This is a genomic window from Pseudomonas kairouanensis (assembly GCF_004682055.1).
Classification (GTDB): domain Bacteria; phylum Pseudomonadota; class Gammaproteobacteria; order Pseudomonadales; family Pseudomonadaceae; genus Aquipseudomonas; species Aquipseudomonas kairouanensis.
This window is the reverse complement of the sequence record NZ_QUZU01000001.1, coordinates 423,318-439,173: the sequence shown is the minus strand read 5'-3', so window position 1 is coordinate 439,173 and position 15,856 is coordinate 423,318. Positions and strand designations below refer to the sequence as shown.

The 15,856-nt window shown below is 59.1% G+C and carries 15 protein-coding genes; 12 read left to right on the top strand and 3 right to left on the bottom strand.

Annotated features, from left to right (window positions below):
* The first annotated feature begins 128 nt into the window (after nucleotides 1-128).
* Nucleotides 129-347 carry a bacterioferritin-associated ferredoxin gene (locus DYL59_RS01970; RefSeq protein ID WP_010564137.1) on the top strand — a complete coding sequence of 73 codons (219 nt, stop codon included), beginning with the start codon at nucleotides 129-131 and terminating at the stop codon, nucleotides 345-347.
* A 201-nt stretch (nucleotides 348-548) separates the two neighbouring features.
* A complete protein-coding gene (bfr, locus tag DYL59_RS01965; protein ID WP_135287644.1) occupies nucleotides 549-1,022 on the top strand; it encodes a bacterioferritin in 474 nt (157 codons plus the stop codon).
* A 70-nt stretch (nucleotides 1,023-1,092) separates the two neighbouring features.
* On the opposite strand, the gene grxD is transcribed toward bfr, so the two are convergent.
* Both grxD and DYL59_RS01955 read right to left on the bottom strand, forming a co-directional pair.
* The gene (gene grxD / locus DYL59_RS01960; protein WP_135287643.1) at nucleotides 1,093-1,431 is read right to left on the bottom strand and encodes a Grx4 family monothiol glutaredoxin; all 339 of its coding nucleotides are present in this window, start codon (nucleotides 1,429-1,431) and stop codon (nucleotides 1,093-1,095) included.
* 77 nt (nucleotides 1,432-1,508) lie between these two features.
* Nucleotides 1,509-3,617 (bottom strand): molybdopterin oxidoreductase family protein, encoded by a 2,109-nt coding sequence (locus DYL59_RS01955; protein WP_135287642.1) that lies wholly within the window; start codon nucleotides 3,615-3,617, stop codon nucleotides 1,509-1,511.
* A 434-nt stretch (nucleotides 3,618-4,051) separates the two neighbouring features.
* Between DYL59_RS01955 and argF the strand changes: the two genes are divergently transcribed.
* Nucleotides 4,052-4,972 (top strand): ornithine carbamoyltransferase, encoded by a 921-nt coding sequence (gene argF / locus DYL59_RS01950; RefSeq protein WP_135287641.1) that lies wholly within the window; start codon nucleotides 4,052-4,054, stop codon nucleotides 4,970-4,972.
* Entirely contained in the window at nucleotides 4,969-6,078 is a 1,110-nt protein-coding gene (locus DYL59_RS01945) for an ABC transporter ATP-binding protein (protein WP_135287640.1), read from the top strand. The genes argF and DYL59_RS01945 overlap by 4 nt, the downstream gene beginning before the upstream one ends.
* A gap of 160 nt (nucleotides 6,079-6,238) precedes the next feature.
* Here DYL59_RS01945 and ybaK read toward each other — a convergent pair whose 3' ends face one another.
* Nucleotides 6,239-6,709 carry a Cys-tRNA(Pro) deacylase gene (ybaK, locus tag DYL59_RS01940; protein WP_057021816.1) on the bottom strand — a complete coding sequence of 157 codons (471 nt, stop codon included), beginning with the start codon at nucleotides 6,707-6,709 and terminating at the stop codon, nucleotides 6,239-6,241.
* Between the two features lie 327 nt (nucleotides 6,710-7,036).
* Between ybaK and DYL59_RS01935 the strand changes: the two genes are divergently transcribed.
* From DYL59_RS01935 to DYL59_RS01900, 8 genes are all read left to right on the top strand, one after another.
* Nucleotides 7,037-7,894, top strand: a complete 858-nt coding sequence (locus tag DYL59_RS01935; protein WP_135287639.1) for an MIP/aquaporin family protein — start codon at nucleotides 7,037-7,039, stop codon at nucleotides 7,892-7,894.
* Between the two features lie 77 nt (nucleotides 7,895-7,971).
* Nucleotides 7,972-9,477, top strand: coding sequence for a glycerol kinase GlpK (gene glpK, locus DYL59_RS01930; protein ID WP_135287638.1), 1,506 nt, complete (start codon nucleotides 7,972-7,974; stop codon nucleotides 9,475-9,477).
* Nucleotides 9,478-9,560: 83 nt separating this feature from the next.
* On the top strand, nucleotides 9,561-10,316 hold the full coding sequence (locus DYL59_RS01925; protein WP_135287637.1) for a DeoR/GlpR family transcriptional regulator: 756 nt from the start codon (nucleotides 9,561-9,563) through the stop codon (nucleotides 10,314-10,316).
* Between the two features lie 303 nt (nucleotides 10,317-10,619).
* Nucleotides 10,620-12,158, top strand: coding sequence for a glycerol-3-phosphate dehydrogenase (gene glpD / locus DYL59_RS01920; RefSeq protein WP_135287636.1), 1,539 nt, complete (start codon nucleotides 10,620-10,622; stop codon nucleotides 12,156-12,158).
* Between the two features lie 367 nt (nucleotides 12,159-12,525).
* The gene (locus DYL59_RS01915; protein ID WP_135287635.1) at nucleotides 12,526-13,452 is read left to right on the top strand and encodes a glutamate/aspartate ABC transporter substrate-binding protein; all 927 of its coding nucleotides are present in this window, start codon (nucleotides 12,526-12,528) and stop codon (nucleotides 13,450-13,452) included.
* A gap of 194 nt (nucleotides 13,453-13,646) precedes the next feature.
* The gene (locus DYL59_RS01910) at nucleotides 13,647-14,393 is read left to right on the top strand and encodes an amino acid ABC transporter permease (RefSeq protein WP_065906793.1); all 747 of its coding nucleotides are present in this window, start codon (nucleotides 13,647-13,649) and stop codon (nucleotides 14,391-14,393) included.
* Nucleotides 14,393-15,064, top strand: coding sequence for an amino acid ABC transporter permease (locus DYL59_RS01905; RefSeq protein ID WP_135287634.1), 672 nt, complete (start codon nucleotides 14,393-14,395; stop codon nucleotides 15,062-15,064). The genes DYL59_RS01910 and DYL59_RS01905 overlap by 1 nt, the downstream gene beginning before the upstream one ends.
* The gene (locus tag DYL59_RS01900; protein ID WP_017526340.1) at nucleotides 15,061-15,795 is read left to right on the top strand and encodes an amino acid ABC transporter ATP-binding protein; all 735 of its coding nucleotides are present in this window, start codon (nucleotides 15,061-15,063) and stop codon (nucleotides 15,793-15,795) included. Before DYL59_RS01905 ends, DYL59_RS01900 begins: the two co-directional genes overlap by 4 nt.
* The last annotated feature ends 61 nt before the right edge of the window (nucleotides 15,796-15,856 follow it).

The following is a 15,856-nucleotide window of genomic DNA, read 5'->3' as shown; positions in this document are numbered from 1 at the left end:
ACTGAAAAAACCGTTCGTCAGTGCGGGCGCTTTGCCAGCCAATACCCTACGAATCTACTTTGACAATCATTCTCGTTAACATTAAGATCCATCGCACTTAAGCCTTAAACCCGCGACGGTTCTCCCTTATGTATGTGTGCCTCTGTACTGGCGTCACCGACGGACAAATCCGCGAAGCAATCTATGAAGGTTGCTGCAGCTACAAGGAAGTGCGTGAAACCACAGGCGTTGCCAGCCAGTGCGGCAAATGTGCTTGCCTTGCCAAGCAAGTGGTGCGGGAAACCCTGACGCAGTTGCAAACAGCCCAGGCTGCGCTCCCCTATTCAGCAGAATTTACACACGCCTGATTGGGCGTGTTTTAAAGAACCGGACTTAGTGTCCGGTTTTTTTATGCCCGTAATTCAATTAGTTAGCGCCAAGACGCGGAACACAAACATTCTTATTCCGATTAATTTTCATTTATTATTCAATAACTTAGGTTTGACACTAGGGTTTTCGCCGCTCAAACTCCGCCTTATATACAGCTATTACAGGGCAGGACCCCAGTCATGAAAGGCGACATCTCAGTCATCCAGCAACTCAATAAAATCCTTGCCAATGAACTGGTCGCGATCAATCAGTACTTTCTGCATGCGCGCATGTATGACGATTGGGGCCTGGAAAAGCTGGGCAAGCGTGAATACAAAGAATCCATCAAGGCCATGAAGGACGCCGACGCGCTGATCAAGCGCATCCTGTTCCTCGAAGGCCTGCCGAACGTGCAAGACCTGGGCAAGCTGAACATTGGCGAGCACACCCAGGAAATGCTCGGCAGCGACCTGGGCTTTGAGCGCAAGAGCCACAGCGATCTCAAGGCCGCCATCGCTCACGCAGAAATCAAAGCTGACTTCGGTAGCCGTGAACTGCTGGAAGATATCCTGGAAGACCAGGAAGAACATATCGACTGGCTGGAAACCCAACTGGGTCTGATCGACAAAGTCAGCCTTGAAAACTACCTGCAATCGCAGATGGGCGAAGAATAAGCCCCCAGCACGCAGGTACAAAAAAAGCCCCGCTCTCTCACGAGAAGCGGGGCTTTTTATTGCAAGCGCATCAAGCGTCGGTCTTGGCCGCCGCGTTTGCTGCTGCTTCTTTGATCAGCGTTTGCAGCGAACCATCAGCCGCCATCTCAACGATGATGTCGCTACCGCCGACCAGTTCACCGGCGACCCACAGTTGTGGGAACGTTGGCCAGTTGGCGTACTTTGGCAGGTTGGCGCGGATTTCAGGGTTTTGCAGGATATCCACGTAAGCGAACTTCTCGCCACACGCCATGATGGCTTGGGATGCCTTCGCGGAGAAACCGCACTGAGGAGCGTTTGGCGCGCCCTTCATGTAAAGCAGAATGGTGTTGGCAGCAATCTGCTCTTTGATCGTTTCGATGATATCCATGGAACACCTCGGCTGGAACTTTGCGACTCACAGGTCGGCACGGTGGCGCATTGTAACGCAAAATTCCAGCATGGTGCTCAGGCCGCTGCGACCTGCACCGGTACACCATTGAGCGCTGCATTGCCCGATAGCTCATCCAACTGCCGCTCGTCGGTCAGATCATTGGCACTCGCCCCCGGCTGGCTACTGGCGATGGTCATCTGCACGCCAGGCCGGCCGTGGCCCCAGCCGTGGGGCAGGCTGACCACGCCGGGCATCATGTCCAGGCTGGCGACCACTTCCACCTCGATCATGCCGATGCGCGAACTCACTCGCACCCGCTGCCCATCACTCAACTGCCGACTGGCCAGGTCGTCAGGATGCATCAGCAACTGATGCCGAGGCTTGCCCTTCACCAAACGGTGATAGTTATGCATCCAGGAATTGTTGCTGCGCACATGGCGGCGCCCAATCAACAGCAGTTCGTCGGCGACAGGCGCCGGTTGCGCCGCAAAACGCGCCAAATCGGCGAGGATCACCGCCGGTGCTGCCTGCACCTTGCCATCTGCGGTCTTGAGGCGCGGGGCGAGATTAGCCTTGAGCGGCCCCAGATCCACCCCATGTGGATGATCTGCCAGCATCGCCACCGACAACTTATGCTCGGACGCATCACCGTACACCCCACCCCGCAGCCCGAAATCGATCATCTGCGCCGGCGCCATGGTCGGCTTGAGCACCACACCCGTCTGCGCCGCAAATGCCTGGGCCAGGCCCACAAAGATTTCCCAGTCATGCAACGCACCCTGTGGTTTGGGCAAAATCGCACGATTGAAACGGGTGACGTTGCGCACCGCAAACATATTGAAAGTCGTGTCGTAATGATCGTTTTCCAGTGCCGAGGTGGACGGCAGGATCAAGTCGGCATAGCGCGTGGTTTCGTTGATATAGAGGTCGACGCTGACCATGAACTCCAGGCCATCCAGGGCCTGTTCCAATTGACGACCGTTGGGCGTGGACAACACTGGATTGCCGGCCACGGTCACCAGCGCGCGGATTTGCCCCTCGCCTTCGGTGAGCATCTCTTCAGCCAGGGCAGATACGGGCAGCTCACCACCATATTCCGGGCGCCCCGAAACACGGCTCTGCCAGCGATTGAAATGCCCACCGCCGGTAGACGCCACCAGGTCCACCGCAGGCGTGGTACACAGCGCCCCGCCGACGCGGTCCAGATTGCCGGTCACCAAATTGATCAACTGCACCAACCAATGGCACAAGGTGCCGAACGCCTGGGTCGAAACCCCCATGCGCCCGTAACACACGGCCTTGTCAGCCGCTGCAAAGTCCCGCGCCAACTGGCGGATCTGTTCAGCCGGCACCGCACACTGATGGCTCATGGCCTCGGCGGTAAACCCGGCAATGGCGCGCCGCACATCGTCCAAGCCTTCTACCGGCAAATGACTGTCGCGGGTCAGCTTCTCGCCGAACAAGGTGTTGAGCACCCCGAACAACAGCGCGGCATCCCCTCCGGGGCGCACAAACAGGTGCTGGTCCGCCATTGCCGCCGTCTCGCTGCGCCGGGGGTCGACCACCACCACTTTGCCGCCACGGGCCTGGATGGCCTTGAGACGTTTTTCCACATCGGGCACGGTCATGATGCTGCCGTTGGACGCCAACGGGTTGCCGCCCAGGATCAACATGAAGTCGGTGTGATCGATATCGGGGATCGGCAGCAACAAGCCATGGCCGTACATCAGGTGACTGGTGAGGTGATGGGGCAACTGGTCTACCGACGTTGCGGAAAACCGATTGCGTGTCTTGAGCTGGCCCAGGAAGTAGTTGCTGTGGGTCATAAGCCCGTAGTTGTGCACGCTGGGGTTGCCCTGGTACACGGCCACGGCGTTCTGCCCGTGACGGGCCTGAACCCCCGCCAGCCGTTCGGCGACCAATGCAAAGGCGTCTTCCCACGGGATCGGCTGCCATTCGCTGCCCACCCGCAGCATGGGCTGGTGCAAGCGGTCCGGGTCGTTCTGGATGTCCTGCAGCGCCACCGCCTTGGGGCAGATATGCCCACGGCTGAAGGTGTCCAGCGCGTCGCCCTTGATCGAGGTGATCGCCAGGCTGCCGTCGTCGGCTTGGGTGGTTTCCAGGGTCAGGCCACAGATGGCTTCACACAGATGGCAGGCACGGTGGTGGAGAGTCTTGGTCATGGCCAGTCTCTTTATCAGGGCTTTGAACTCACTATGGGCTGCGACCGGAGCAGGCACCAGTATCGTTCGTCCCGTGAATCGCCAGGCATCAGGCCAAGCCATGGGTAAGCGTGAGCAAATGTTTCAAGGGCCTGCCACACCTCCCTGAAACCGACGCAAGCTGATTCAACTGCGTCCCCGCGCATTGCAAAAGGTTGCGAGGCCAGTGTACAAATGCCCCGCTGCTGTCTGGTAATTGTCTTCAAAAGCGCTTCCGCGCCCTTCTTGAACACCCTTAAAAACCGTAGCCCTATTGGTAAGACGCGACATTTAATTATAAGATCGCGCCTTCCCCTATTTCGTCGCCCCGTGCGGCTTTCGCCGCAGGTCTCGCCCGTTGTAACAATAAACAAGGCTTTGAGTATCTGCGGTCTGTTGCAAAAAGGTAGTTAATGATGAGCGCAAGGCACTTTCTCTCCCTGATGGATTGCACGCCCCAAGAGCTGGTCAGCGTAATCCGTCGAGGCATTGAGCTTAAAGACCTGCGTAACCGCGGCGTACTGTTCGAGTCTTTGAAAAACCGCGTGCTCGGCATGATTTTCGAGAAATCCTCGACCCGTACCCGTGTGTCCTTCGAAGCCGGCATGATTCAACTGGGTGGCCAGGCCATCTTCCTGTCGTCCCGTGACACTCAACTGGGCCGTGGCGAGCCGATCGCCGACAGCGCCATCGTCATGTCGAGCATGCTCGATGCGGTGATGATCCGCACCTTTGCCCACAACACCGTGACCGAATTTGCCGCCCACTCCCGCGTGCCAGTAATCAACGGCCTGACCGACGACCTGCACCCGTGCCAGTTACTGGCCGACATGCAAACGTTCCTGGAACACCGTGGCTCGATCCAGGGCAAAACCGTGGCCTGGATTGGTGACGGCAACAACATGTGCAACAGCTATATAGAAGCGGCGATCCAGTTCGACTTCCAACTGCGTGTTGCCTGCCCGAAAGGCTACGAGCCTGACGCACGCTTCCTGGCCCAAGCCGGTGACCGCGTGACCCTGGTACGCGACCCGCGTGATGCCGTAGTCGGTGCACACCTGGTGAGCACCGACGTCTGGACCTCCATGGGCCAGGAAGACGAAACCACCAAGCGCCTGGCCCTGTTCGCCCCGTATCAGGTGAACCGCGCCCTGCTCGACCTGGCCGCTCCAGACGTGTTGTTCATGCACTGCCTGCCGGCCCACCGTGGCGAAGAAATCAGCCTCGACTTGTTGGACGATCCTCGCTCGGTCGCCTGGGACCAGGCTGAAAACCGCCTGCATGCGCAAAAAGCCCTGCTGGAATTCCTCGTCCCGCCGTCGTACCACCACGCATGAGCCAGCCAACACTGCTGAACCTGCGCAATCTGGCATGCGGTTATCAAGACCAACGGGTCGTGCAGAACCTCAACCTGCACCTCAACGCCGGTGATATCGGCTGCCTGCTGGGTTCCTCGGGGTGCGGCAAGACCACCACCCTGCGAGCGATCGCCGGTTTTGAGCCGGTGCACGAAGGCGAAATCAGCCTGGCGGGCGAAGTGATCTCCAGCGCCGGTTTCACCCTGGCACCGGAGAAACGTCGCATCGGCATGGTGTTCCAGGACTACGCGCTGTTTCCCCACCTTAGCGTGGCGGACAACATTGCCTTTGGCATTCGCAAGCACCCGCAAAAAGACCGCGTGGTCGCCGAACTGCTGGAGCTGGTCAACCTGAAGAACCTGGGCAAGCGCTTCCCCCACGAGCTTTCCGGCGGCCAGCAACAACGCGTTGCCCTCGCCCGCGCCCTGGCGCCCGAGCCGCAATTGCTATTGCTGGACGAACCCTTCTCCAACCTCGACGGCGAACTGCGGCGCAAGCTCAGCCACGAGGTGCGCGACATTCTCAAGGCGCGGGGCACCAGCGCGATCCTGGTCACTCATGATCAGGAAGAAGCGTTTGCGGTGAGCGACCAGGTAGGCGTCTTCAAGGAAGGTCGGCTTGAGCAGTGGGACACGCCCTACAACCTTTACCACGAACCGCAGACACCTTATGTCGCGAGCTTTATTGGCCAGGGTTATTTCATCCGTGGCCAACTGAGCTCTCCGGAGTCTGTGAGCACCGAGTTGGGCGACCTGCGCGGTAACCGTGCATACGCCTGGCCGACCGGTGGCGCTGTGGATGTGTTGCTGCGTCCGGACGATATCGTCTATGCGCCAGACAGCGCGTTGAAAGCGCGGATCGTGGGCAAGACGTTCCTAGGCGCGTCGACCTTGTACCGCCTGCAACTGCCGACCGGCGCGCAGTTGGAGTCGATTTTCCCCAGCCATGCCGACCATCAGGTCGGGGCGGATGTGGGGATTCGGGTGGCGGCGGAGCATCTGGTGCTGTTCAAGGCATCGGGCAGTGTGGCGGCGCAAATCCCGCAGTCGGACTCTGGCGTGCGGCGCTACAGCCCAGCTAACTGATTACCTGAAGAAACCGGGTCAACATGTGGGAGGGGGCTTGCTCCCGATGGGGGGAGGGACAGCCACTAAATTAGGTGACTGATACACCGTCATCGGGAGCAAGTCGAATCGTCGCACCGCCCCTCCCACATTGGTTTTGCATAGGTTCTAAGAAAGGTGATCAGGCCCGGCCAATCGGCGCAAATTTGGCCTGGGTATGCTCGGCCAGCACCGCCGCCGGCAACTCCACTTCCAACCCCCTTCTCCCCGCACTCACAAAAATGGTCGCGAACGGCTGCGCCGTCTCATCGATAAAGGTGCGCAGGCGCTTCTTCTGCCCCAGCGGGCTGATGCCCCCCAACAGGTAACCGGTGGAACGCTGCGCCGCTGCCGGGTCGGCCATTTCGACTTTCTTGACGCCAGCAGCGTGCGCCAAGGCCTTCAGATCCAGACTTCCGACGACCGGCACTACCGCTACCAATAATTCGCCCTTTTCACTACTGGCCAGCAAGGTCTTGAACACCTGCGCCGGATCCAGCCCCAATTTTTCCGCGGCCTCCAGGCCATAGGACGCCGCCTTGGGATCATGTTCATAACTGTGGATGCGATGTTCGGCGCGAACTTTTTTCAACAGGTCCAATGCAGGGGTCATGCTGGCTCCAGGCGTGGCAAACAGATGGCCAATTCTAGGCCAAGCCCACGCAAAACGCTCTAGTGCGCCCACTCTTAAGGTGCTCGCCCTTTGTGACAAGCGTGATCATTCACCAGACCAATAGTTTCAAAGTGACTAGCGGTTCACTTTCGACCTTTGACAGCGGTCATTCTTGTCTATATTTTTTCGTTTCCGAATACTGTAGGAATAGTCCTGCAGCAATCGAGCAGCAAGCCGTGGCCAGGATGGGGATCCTTCCTACGGTGAAAATCGCGCAACGCTCCGTTGAGAGGGTGCGCCAGACAAGAACAACAACTGAGGTTTTCCATGACTACTGCTCTTCAACAGCCTTCACTTTCGAGCCAATGCATGGCCGAATTCCTGGGGACTGCGCTTCTGATCTTCTTCGGTACAGGATGTGTCGCTGCGCTCAAGGTTGCGGGTGCCAGCTTTGGCTTGTGGGAGATCAGCATCATCTGGGGGGTGGGCGTCAGCATGGCGATCTACCTGAGCGCCGGTATTTCCGGAGCGCACCTCAACCCGGCGGTGAGTATCGCCCTGTGCATTTTTGCCGATTTCGAAAAGCGCAAACTGCCCTTCTATATCCTCGCCCAGATCGCCGGCGCCTTTTGCTCCGCGGCCTTGGTGTACACCCTCTACAGCAATCTGTTTTTCGATTACGAACAAACCCACCACATGGTCCGTGGTTCACAAGCCAGCCTGGAATTGGCGTCGGTGTTCTCCACCTATCCCCATGCGCTGCTGAGCACCGCCCAGGCGTTCCTGGTGGAAATGGTCATTACCGCGATCCTGATGGGCGTGATCATGGCACTCACCGATGACAACAACGGCCTGCCACGCGGCCCGCTGGCCCCACTGCTGATCGGCCTGCTGATCGCGGTGATCGGCAGCGCCATGGGCCCACTGACCGGCTTTGCCATGAACCCGGCGCGGGACCTGGGGCCCAAGCTGATGACCTTTTTCGCTGGCTGGGGTGAAATGGCCTTCACCGGCGGGCGCGATATTCCTTATTTCCTGGTGCCGATTTTCGGCCCGATTGTGGGTGCATGCCTGGGGGCTGCGGCCTACCGTGGGTTGATTGCCCGCCATCTGCCGAGCGCCGCACCTGCTATAGCTGAAGAAACACCTGACACGGCTGTCAACGGCAAGACCCGTATTTCCTGATAGCGCCAGCCTGGAGACGTCTGCCCTTTTGTCGCCCAGGCTGATTACCGATTTTCTTATTTTCCAAGGCATTCGACATGACCGACATTCAGAATAAGAACTACATCATCGCCCTCGACCAGGGCACCACCAGTTCCCGCGCGATCATTTTTGATCGTGATGCCAACGTGGTCTGCACCGCGCAGCGCGAATTCGCCCAGCACTACCCACAGGCAGGCTGGGTCGAACACGACCCGATGGAAATCTTCGCCACCCAGAGCGCGGTAATGGTCGAAGCCCTGGCCCAGGCCGGCCTGCACCATGACCAGGTCGCCGCTATCGGCATCACCAACCAACGTGAAACCACCGTAGTCTGGGACAAGGTCACCGGCCGCCCGGTCTACAACGCCATCGTCTGGCAGTGCCGTCGCAGCACCGAGATCTGCCAACAGCTCAAGCGCGACGGCCACGAACAATACATCAGCGACACCACCGGCCTGGTCACCGACCCGTACTTCTCCGGCACCAAGCTCAAGTGGATCCTCGACAACGTCGAAGGCAGCCGCGAACGCGCACGCAACGGCGAGTTGCTGTTCGGTACCGTCGACAGCTGGCTGATCTGGAAATTCACCGGCGGCAAGACCCACGTCACCGACTACACCAACGCCTCGCGCACCATGCTCTTCAACATCCACACTTTGGAGTGGGACGCGAAGATGCTGGAGATCCTCGACATTCCGCGCGAGATGCTGCCGGAAGTGAAGTCGTCGTCGGAAATCTACGGCCGTACCAAAAGCGGCATCGCCATCGGCGGTATCGCCGGTGACCAACAGGCCGCCCTGTTCGGCCAGATGTGCGTCGAAGCCGGCCAGGCCAAGAACACCTATGGCACCGGTTGCTTCCTGCTGATGAACACCGGCGACAAGGCGGTCAAATCCAAGCACGGCATGCTCACCACCATCGCTTGCGGCCCCCGTGGCGAAGTGGCTTACGCCCTGGAAGGCGCCGTGTTCAACGGTGGTTCCACCGTGCAGTGGCTGCGCGATGAGCTGAAAATCATCAACGACGCCCACGACACCGAGTACTTCGCCGGCAAGGTCAAGGACAGCAACGGCGTATACCTGGTACCGGCCTTCACCGGCCTGGGCGCGCCGTACTGGGACCCGTACGCCCGTGGCGCACTGTTCGGCCTGACCCGTGGCGTACGCGTGGATCACATTATTCGCGCAGCCCTGGAGTCGATTGCCTACCAGACCCGCGACGTGCTCGACGCCATGCAGCAGGACTCGGGCGAACGCCTCAAGGCCTTGCGTGTAGACGGCGGCGCGGTGGCCAACAACTTCCTGATGCAATTTCAGGCCGACATCCTCGGCACCCAGGTCGAGCGCCCGCAAATGCGCGAGACCACAGCACTGGGCGCCGCCTACCTGGCGGGCTTGGCCTGCGGCTTCTGGGGCAGCCTGGACGAATTGCGCGGCAAGGCAGTGATCGAGCGCGAATTCGAACCACAACTGGAAGAAAAGGAAAAAGAGAAGCTCTATGCCGGCTGGCAGAAAGCCGTCAGCCGCACCCGTGACTGGGAGCCCCACGAAGGCGCCGAATAAGCCAAGGTCTGGTTGTAACTGGTAGGGAGCAGATTCCTGCGTCATCATGGGCCACTTTTGTATGGCAGCCCAAAGGACGCCCCATGAATCTGCCTCCCCGCCAGCAACAAATCCTCGAACTGGTCCGCGAACGCGGCTACGTCAGTATCGAGGAAATGGCGCAGTTGTTCGTTGTCACCCCGCAAACCATCCGCCGCGATATCAACCAGCTGGCGGACGCCAATCTGCTGCGCCGCTACCACGGCGGCGCGGCCTATGATTCCAGTGTCGAAAACACCGCGTACGCCATGCGTGCCGACCAGATGCGCGACGAAAAACAGCGCATCGGCGAAGCCATTGCGGCGCAAATCCCCGATCACGCCTCGCTGTTCATCAACATCGGCACCACCACCGAATCCATCGCCCGTGCGCTGCTCAACCACAGCCACCTGAAAATCATCACCAATAACCTCAACGTCGCCACCATGCTCAGCGCCAAGGATGACTTCGACGTGCTGCTGACCGGCGGTAACGTGCGCCGTGACGGCGGGGTGGTGGGCCAGGCCAGTGTGGATTTCATCAACCAATTCAAGGTGGACTTTGCCTTGGTGGGCATCAGCGGTATCGATGAAGATGGCAGCCTGTTGGACTTTGACTATCAGGAAGTGCGGGTATCCCAGGCGATCATTGCCAATGCGCGCCAGGTGATCCTGGCGGCGGACTCCAGCAAATTCGGGCGCAATGCCATGATTCGCCTGGGGCCGATCAGTTTGGTGGATTGCCTGGTGACCGACCAGCAGCCGGTGCCGGCGTTGGTGCAGTTGCTCAATGAGCACAAGGTACGGCTGGAAGTCGTCTAAAGCTTCGGTATCCCAAGCGCCTGTACCGCCGTCTTCGCGAGCAAGCCCGCTCCCACATTCGACCGCATTCCCATGCTGGAACTCGGTCAAATGTGGGAGCGGGCTTGCTCGCGAAAGCGATTTATCTGATACCTGATTTCTCGAATCACACCCAAGCTCATGTTCACAATTTTTCCTTTTCCCACCCTTCGATGAGTTTTTTCAATCGAAGTCGGGTGGCTGTGCCCGCGTTTATCAGCTACCATTTTCGCAAATGAACATTAATGTTCGAATTCCAAGACGAAAAATTCGCGAGGCCAGCCGATGAACCCTTCCACCTTGCCTGCTCCACCGCTCGCCGAAGTCTATGACGTGGCCGTTATCGGCGGCGGGATCAACGGCGTCGGCATTGCAGCAGACGCAGCCGGGCGCGGTTTGTCGGTATTCCTTTGCGAAAAGGACGATCTGGCCAGCCATACCTCTTCGGCCAGCAGCAAGTTGATCCACGGCGGCCTGCGCTATCTTGAACATTACGAATTCCGTCTGGTACGCGAAGCCCTGGCCGAGCGTGAAGTGCTGCTGGCCAAAGCCCCGCACATCGTCAAGCAAATGCGTTTTGTATTGCCGCACCGCCCGCACCTGCGCCCGGCGTGGATGATCCGTGCTGGCCTGTTCCTGTATGACCACCTGGGCAAACGCGAAAAGCTCGCAGGCTCCAAAAGCCTCAAGTTCGGTGCCGACAGCCCGCTTAAAAGCGAAATCACCAAAGGCTTCGAATATTCCGACTGCTGGGTCGACGACGCCCGCCTCGTGGTATTGAACGCCATGGCTGCCCGCGAAAAAGGCGCGCACATCCACACCCAAACCCGTTGCATCAGCGCCCACCGCAGCAAGGGCCTGTGGGAAATGAACATGGAACGTGCCGATGGCAGCCTGTTCTCGATCCGCGCTCGCGCACTGGTGAACGCGGCCGGCCCGTGGGTGGCCAAGTTCATCAAGGACGACCTCAAGTTGGATTCGCCCTACGGCATCCGCCTGATCCAGGGCAGCCACCTGATCGTGCCGAAACTGTACGAAGGCGCCCACGCGCACATCCTGCAAAACGAAGACCAGCGCATTGTCTTCACCATTCCGTACCTGAATCACCTGACCATCATCGGCACCACCGACCGCGAATACACCGGCGACCCGGCTGCAGTTGCGATCACCGAAGGTGAAACCGACTACATGCTCAAGGTGGTCAACGCGCACTTCAAGAAACAACTGAGCCGCGACGATATCGTCCACACCTACTCCGGTGTACGCCCACTGTGCAACGACGAATCGGACAACCCGTCGGCCATCACCCGCGACTACACCCTGGCGCTGTCTGGCGGCACGGGCGAGGCGCCAATCCTGTCGGTGTTCGGCGGCAAGCTGACCACCTATCGCAAGCTGGCCGAATCGGCGATGGCACAACTGGCGCCCTATTTCACCCAGATGCGTCCAAGCTGGACCGCCACCGCCAGCCTGCCCGGCGGCGAAGACATGACCACGCCTGAGGCCCTGGCCGACGCTATTCGTAGCAAATTCGACTGGGTGCCGAGCGAAATCGCCCGTCGCTGGTCCACCACCTACGGTAGCCGTACCTGGCGTCTGCTCGAAGGCGTGCAATCGCTGGCCGACCTGGGCGAGCACCTGGGTGGCGGCCTGTATACCCGCGAAGTCGACTACCTGTGCGCCGAAGAGTGGGTGACCCAGCCAACGGACGTGCTGTGGCGCCGCACCAAGCTCGGCCTGTTCACTACGCCTGAAGAACAGGACAACGTGCAGCGTTACCTGTCCAAGGTTGAGCAGAATCGCGGCAAGATCGAAGCCGCCTGACCCCTCCCCCTGTAGGAGCGAGCTTGCTCGCGAAAACCTCGAGAGCGCCGCGTTCATTCAGAATGAACGCGGCGTTTTTGCGTTGTTCGCGAACAAACGCGCTCCTACACCAAAGGCATTCGGATTTCCGAACGCAGTGGTAGCCATGATTCGGTTTGCCGGATCGTTTGTAGGAAAGTTCGCCGAAGTAAAAAGTTAATCACCATATAAATCAAATGCTTAACCTTTTGCTTCTGGCCTGGCACGACTCATGCTCTACACTCCGTAACGATTGCCTGAGACGCCTCAGGAGCCGTTACGGGCATTCGCTGTACAAGAGAGCCGTTTAGCCGGCTTCATAAAAAAAACAAATGTCGAGGAAGTATTGATGCGCATCGTTCCCCATATCCTGGGCGCAGCTATCGCTGCTGCTCTGATCAGCACTCCAGTTTTCGCCGCCGAACTCACCGGTACACTGAAGAAGATCAACGACTCCGGCACCATCACCCTCGCGCACCGCGACAGCTCCATTCCGTTTTCCTACATCGCGGATGGTTCGGGCAAACCCGTGGGTTACTCCCATGACGTTCAGCTGGCTGTGGTTGAAGCCCTGAAAAAAGACCTGAACAAGCCCGACCTGAAGGTCAAGTACAACCTGGTGACCTCGCAGACCCGTATCCCGTTGATCCAGAACGGTACTGCGGACCTCGAATGCGGTTCCACCACCAACAACGCCGAGCGCGCCCAACAAGTCGACTTCACCGTCAACATCTTCGAAATCGGCACCCGTCTGCTGGTCAAGAAAGACAAGGAAGGCAAGCCGTCCTACGCTGACTTCGCCGACCTCAAGGGCAAGAACGTCGTGACCACTGCGGGCACCACGTCCGAGCGCATCATCAAGGCGATGAACGCCGACAAACAGATGGGCATGAACGTCATCTCCGCCAAAGACCACGGCGAATCCTTCCAGATGCTGGAAAGCGGCCGCGCCGTTGCCTTCATGATGGACGACGCCCTGCTGGCCGGTGAAGAAGCCAAGGCCAAGAAGCCGGACGACTGGGTCATCACCGGTACTCCGCAATCCTTCGAAGCCTACGCGTGCATGGTTCGTAAAGACGACCCGGCCTTCAAGAAAGCTGTAGATGACGCCATCGTTGGCCTGTTCAAGTCCGGCGAGATCAACAAGATCTACAGCAAGTGGTTCGAAAGCCCGATCCCACCGAAGGGCCTGAACCTGAACTTCCCGATGAGCGAAAAGGTGAAGGAGCTGATCGCCAACCCAAGCGACAAGCCAGCGCCTGACGTAAAAATCTGATACCTGACTAAGCTTATCTCCTGAGGGAGCCAACCCTCCCTCAGGCGTCTGTTACTACCTGCTGGCTTTATTTTGGAACACTCGACCTGGCGGTTTTCGAGCCGATCGCGTGTGCCTGGCGTTCATCGCCGGGCGGGAATGGATTTTCCCCAAGCGGGTGCTTGTACATCGATCGATCTCGAGGGGAGACCCTAATGAATTACAACTGGGACTGGGGCGTGTTCTTCAAGTCCACCGGCGTGGGCAGCGAGACTTATCTCGACTGGTACATCGCCGGCTTGGGCTGGACCATCGCCATCGCCGTGGTGGCGTGGATTATCGCCTTGCTGCTGGGCTCCATTCTGGGGGTCATGCGCACTGTGCCAAACCGCATCGTATCGGGCATCGCCACCTGCTACGTGGAACTGTTTCGTAACGTGCCGCTGCTGGTGCAGCTGTTCATCTGGTACTTCCTGATACCCGACCTGCTGCCGCAAAACCTGCAGGACTGGTACAAACAAGACCTCAACCCGACCACCTCGGCCTACCTGAGCGTCGTGGTGTGCCTGGGCCTGTTCACCGCCGCCCGCGTGTGTGAACAAGTGCGTACCGGTATCCAGGCGCTGCCACGCGGCCAGGAATCCGCCGCGCGCGCCATGGGCTTCAAGCTGCCGCAGATCTACTGGAACGTGCTGCTGCCCCAGGCCTACCGGATCATCATTCCGCCGCTCACCTCCGAATTCCTCAACGTCTTCAAGAACTCCTCCGTGGCGTCCCTGATCGGCCTGATGGAACTGCTGGCGCAAACCAAACAGACCGCCGAGTTCTCGGCCAACCTGTTTGAAGCCTTCACCCTGGCCACGTTGATCTACTTCACCCTGAACATGAGCCTGATGTTGCTGATGCGCCTGGTCGAGAAGAAAGTCGCAGTGCCCGGCCTGATCTCCGTGGGGGGTAAATAATGGAATTCGATTTCAGCGGCATCATCCCCGCTATCCCAGGCCTGTGGAACGGCATGCTCATGACCTTGCAACTGATGGTCATGGGCGTGGTCGGCGGTATCGCGTTGGGCACCGTGCTCGCACTGATGCGCCTGTCGTCCAGCAAACTGCTGTCCAATGTGGCCGGCGCCTATGTGAACTACTTCCGCTCGATCCCGCTGCTGCTGGTGATCACCTGGTTCTACCTGGCGGTGCCGTTCGTGTTGCGCTGGATCACCGGCGAAGACACGCCAATCGGTGCGTTCACCTCCTGCGTCGTGGCCTTCATGATGTTCGAAGCCGCGTATTTCTGTGAGATCGTACGGGCCGGCGTGCAGTCGATCCCCAAGGGCCAGATGGGCGCCGCGCAAGCGATGGGCATGACCTATGGCCAGACCATGCGCCTGATCATCCTGCCTCAGGCGTTCCGCAAGATGACCCCGTTGCTGCTGCAACAGTCGATCATCCTGTTCCAGGACACCTCGCTGGTCTACACCGTGGGCCTGGTGGATTTCCTCAACTCCGCCCGCTCCAACGGCGACATCATCGGCCGCTCCAATGAGTTCCTGATCTTCGCCGGTGTCGTCTACTTCATCATCAGCTTTTCCGCCTCGCTGCTGGTCAAGCGTCTGCAAAAAAGGTTTGCCGTATGATCTCTATCAAGAACATCAACAAGTGGTATGGCGACTTCCAGGTGCTGACCGATTGCAGCACTGATGTCAAAAAAGGCGAAGTGATCGTGGTGTGCGGGCCGTCCGGCTCGGGTAAATCCACCTTGATCAAGTGCGTCAACGCACTGGAACCGTTCCAGAAGGGTGACATCGTGGTCGACGGCACCTCCATCGCCGACCCGAAGACCAACCTGCCAAAACTGCGTTCGCGCGTGGGCATGGTGTTCCAGCACTTCGAGCTGTTCCCGCACCTGACCATCACCGAGAACCTGACCATCGCGCAGATCAAGGTGCTGGGCCGCAGCAAGGAAGAAGCCACCAAGAAAGGCCTGCAACTGCTTGAGCGTGTCGGCCTGTCGGCCCATGCCCACAAGCACCCGGGCCAACTGTCGGGCGGCCAGCAGCAACGGGTGGCGATTGCTCGCGCCCTGGCCATGGACCCGATCGTCATGCTGTTTGACGAACCCACCTCCGCCCTCGACCCGGAAATGGTCAACGAAGTACTGGACGTGATGGTGCAGCTGGCCCAGGAAGGCATGACCATGATGTGCGTGACCCACGAAATGGGCTTTGCCCGCAAAGTGGCCGACCGCGTGATTTTCATGGACGCCGGCAAGATCATCGAAGACTGCCCGAAAGAAGAGTTCTTCGGCGACATCAGCGCCCGCTCCGAACGCGCGCAGCACTTCCTTGAGAAAATCCTGCAGCACTAAGCCCTACACTGCTCCTCCTGTAGAAACCGGGCCAATGTGGGAGGGGACTTGCTCCCGATAG

Excerpts from the sequence above, each read along its gene's own strand:
- DYL59_RS01970 (WP_010564137.1), top strand. The coding sequence starts at position 129 with ATGTATGTGTGCCTCTGTACTGGCGTCACCGACGGACAAATCCGCGAA.
- bfr (WP_135287644.1), top strand. The coding sequence starts at position 549 with ATGAAAGGCGACATCTCAGTCATCCAGCAACTCAATAAAATCCTTGCC.
- grxD (WP_135287643.1), bottom strand. The coding sequence starts at position 1,431 with ATGGATATCATCGAAACGATCAAAGAGCAGATTGCTGCCAACACCATT.
- DYL59_RS01955 (WP_135287642.1), bottom strand. The coding sequence starts at position 3,617 with ATGACCAAGACTCTCCACCACCGTGCCTGCCATCTGTGTGAAGCCATC.
- argF (WP_135287641.1), top strand. The coding sequence starts at position 4,052 with ATGAGCGCAAGGCACTTTCTCTCCCTGATGGATTGCACGCCCCAAGAG.
- DYL59_RS01945 (WP_135287640.1), top strand. The coding sequence starts at position 4,969 with ATGAGCCAGCCAACACTGCTGAACCTGCGCAATCTGGCATGCGGTTAT.
- ybaK (WP_057021816.1), bottom strand. The coding sequence starts at position 6,709 with ATGACCCCTGCATTGGACCTGTTGAAAAAAGTTCGCGCCGAACATCGC.
- DYL59_RS01935 (WP_135287639.1), top strand. The coding sequence starts at position 7,037 with ATGACTACTGCTCTTCAACAGCCTTCACTTTCGAGCCAATGCATGGCC.
- glpK (WP_135287638.1), top strand. The coding sequence starts at position 7,972 with ATGACCGACATTCAGAATAAGAACTACATCATCGCCCTCGACCAGGGC.
- DYL59_RS01925 (WP_135287637.1), top strand. The coding sequence starts at position 9,561 with ATGAATCTGCCTCCCCGCCAGCAACAAATCCTCGAACTGGTCCGCGAA.
- glpD (WP_135287636.1), top strand. The coding sequence starts at position 10,620 with ATGAACCCTTCCACCTTGCCTGCTCCACCGCTCGCCGAAGTCTATGAC.
- DYL59_RS01915 (WP_135287635.1), top strand. The coding sequence starts at position 12,526 with ATGCGCATCGTTCCCCATATCCTGGGCGCAGCTATCGCTGCTGCTCTG.
- DYL59_RS01910 (WP_065906793.1), top strand. The coding sequence starts at position 13,647 with ATGAATTACAACTGGGACTGGGGCGTGTTCTTCAAGTCCACCGGCGTG.
- DYL59_RS01905 (WP_135287634.1), top strand. The coding sequence starts at position 14,393 with ATGGAATTCGATTTCAGCGGCATCATCCCCGCTATCCCAGGCCTGTGG.
- DYL59_RS01900 (WP_017526340.1), top strand. The coding sequence starts at position 15,061 with ATGATCTCTATCAAGAACATCAACAAGTGGTATGGCGACTTCCAGGTG.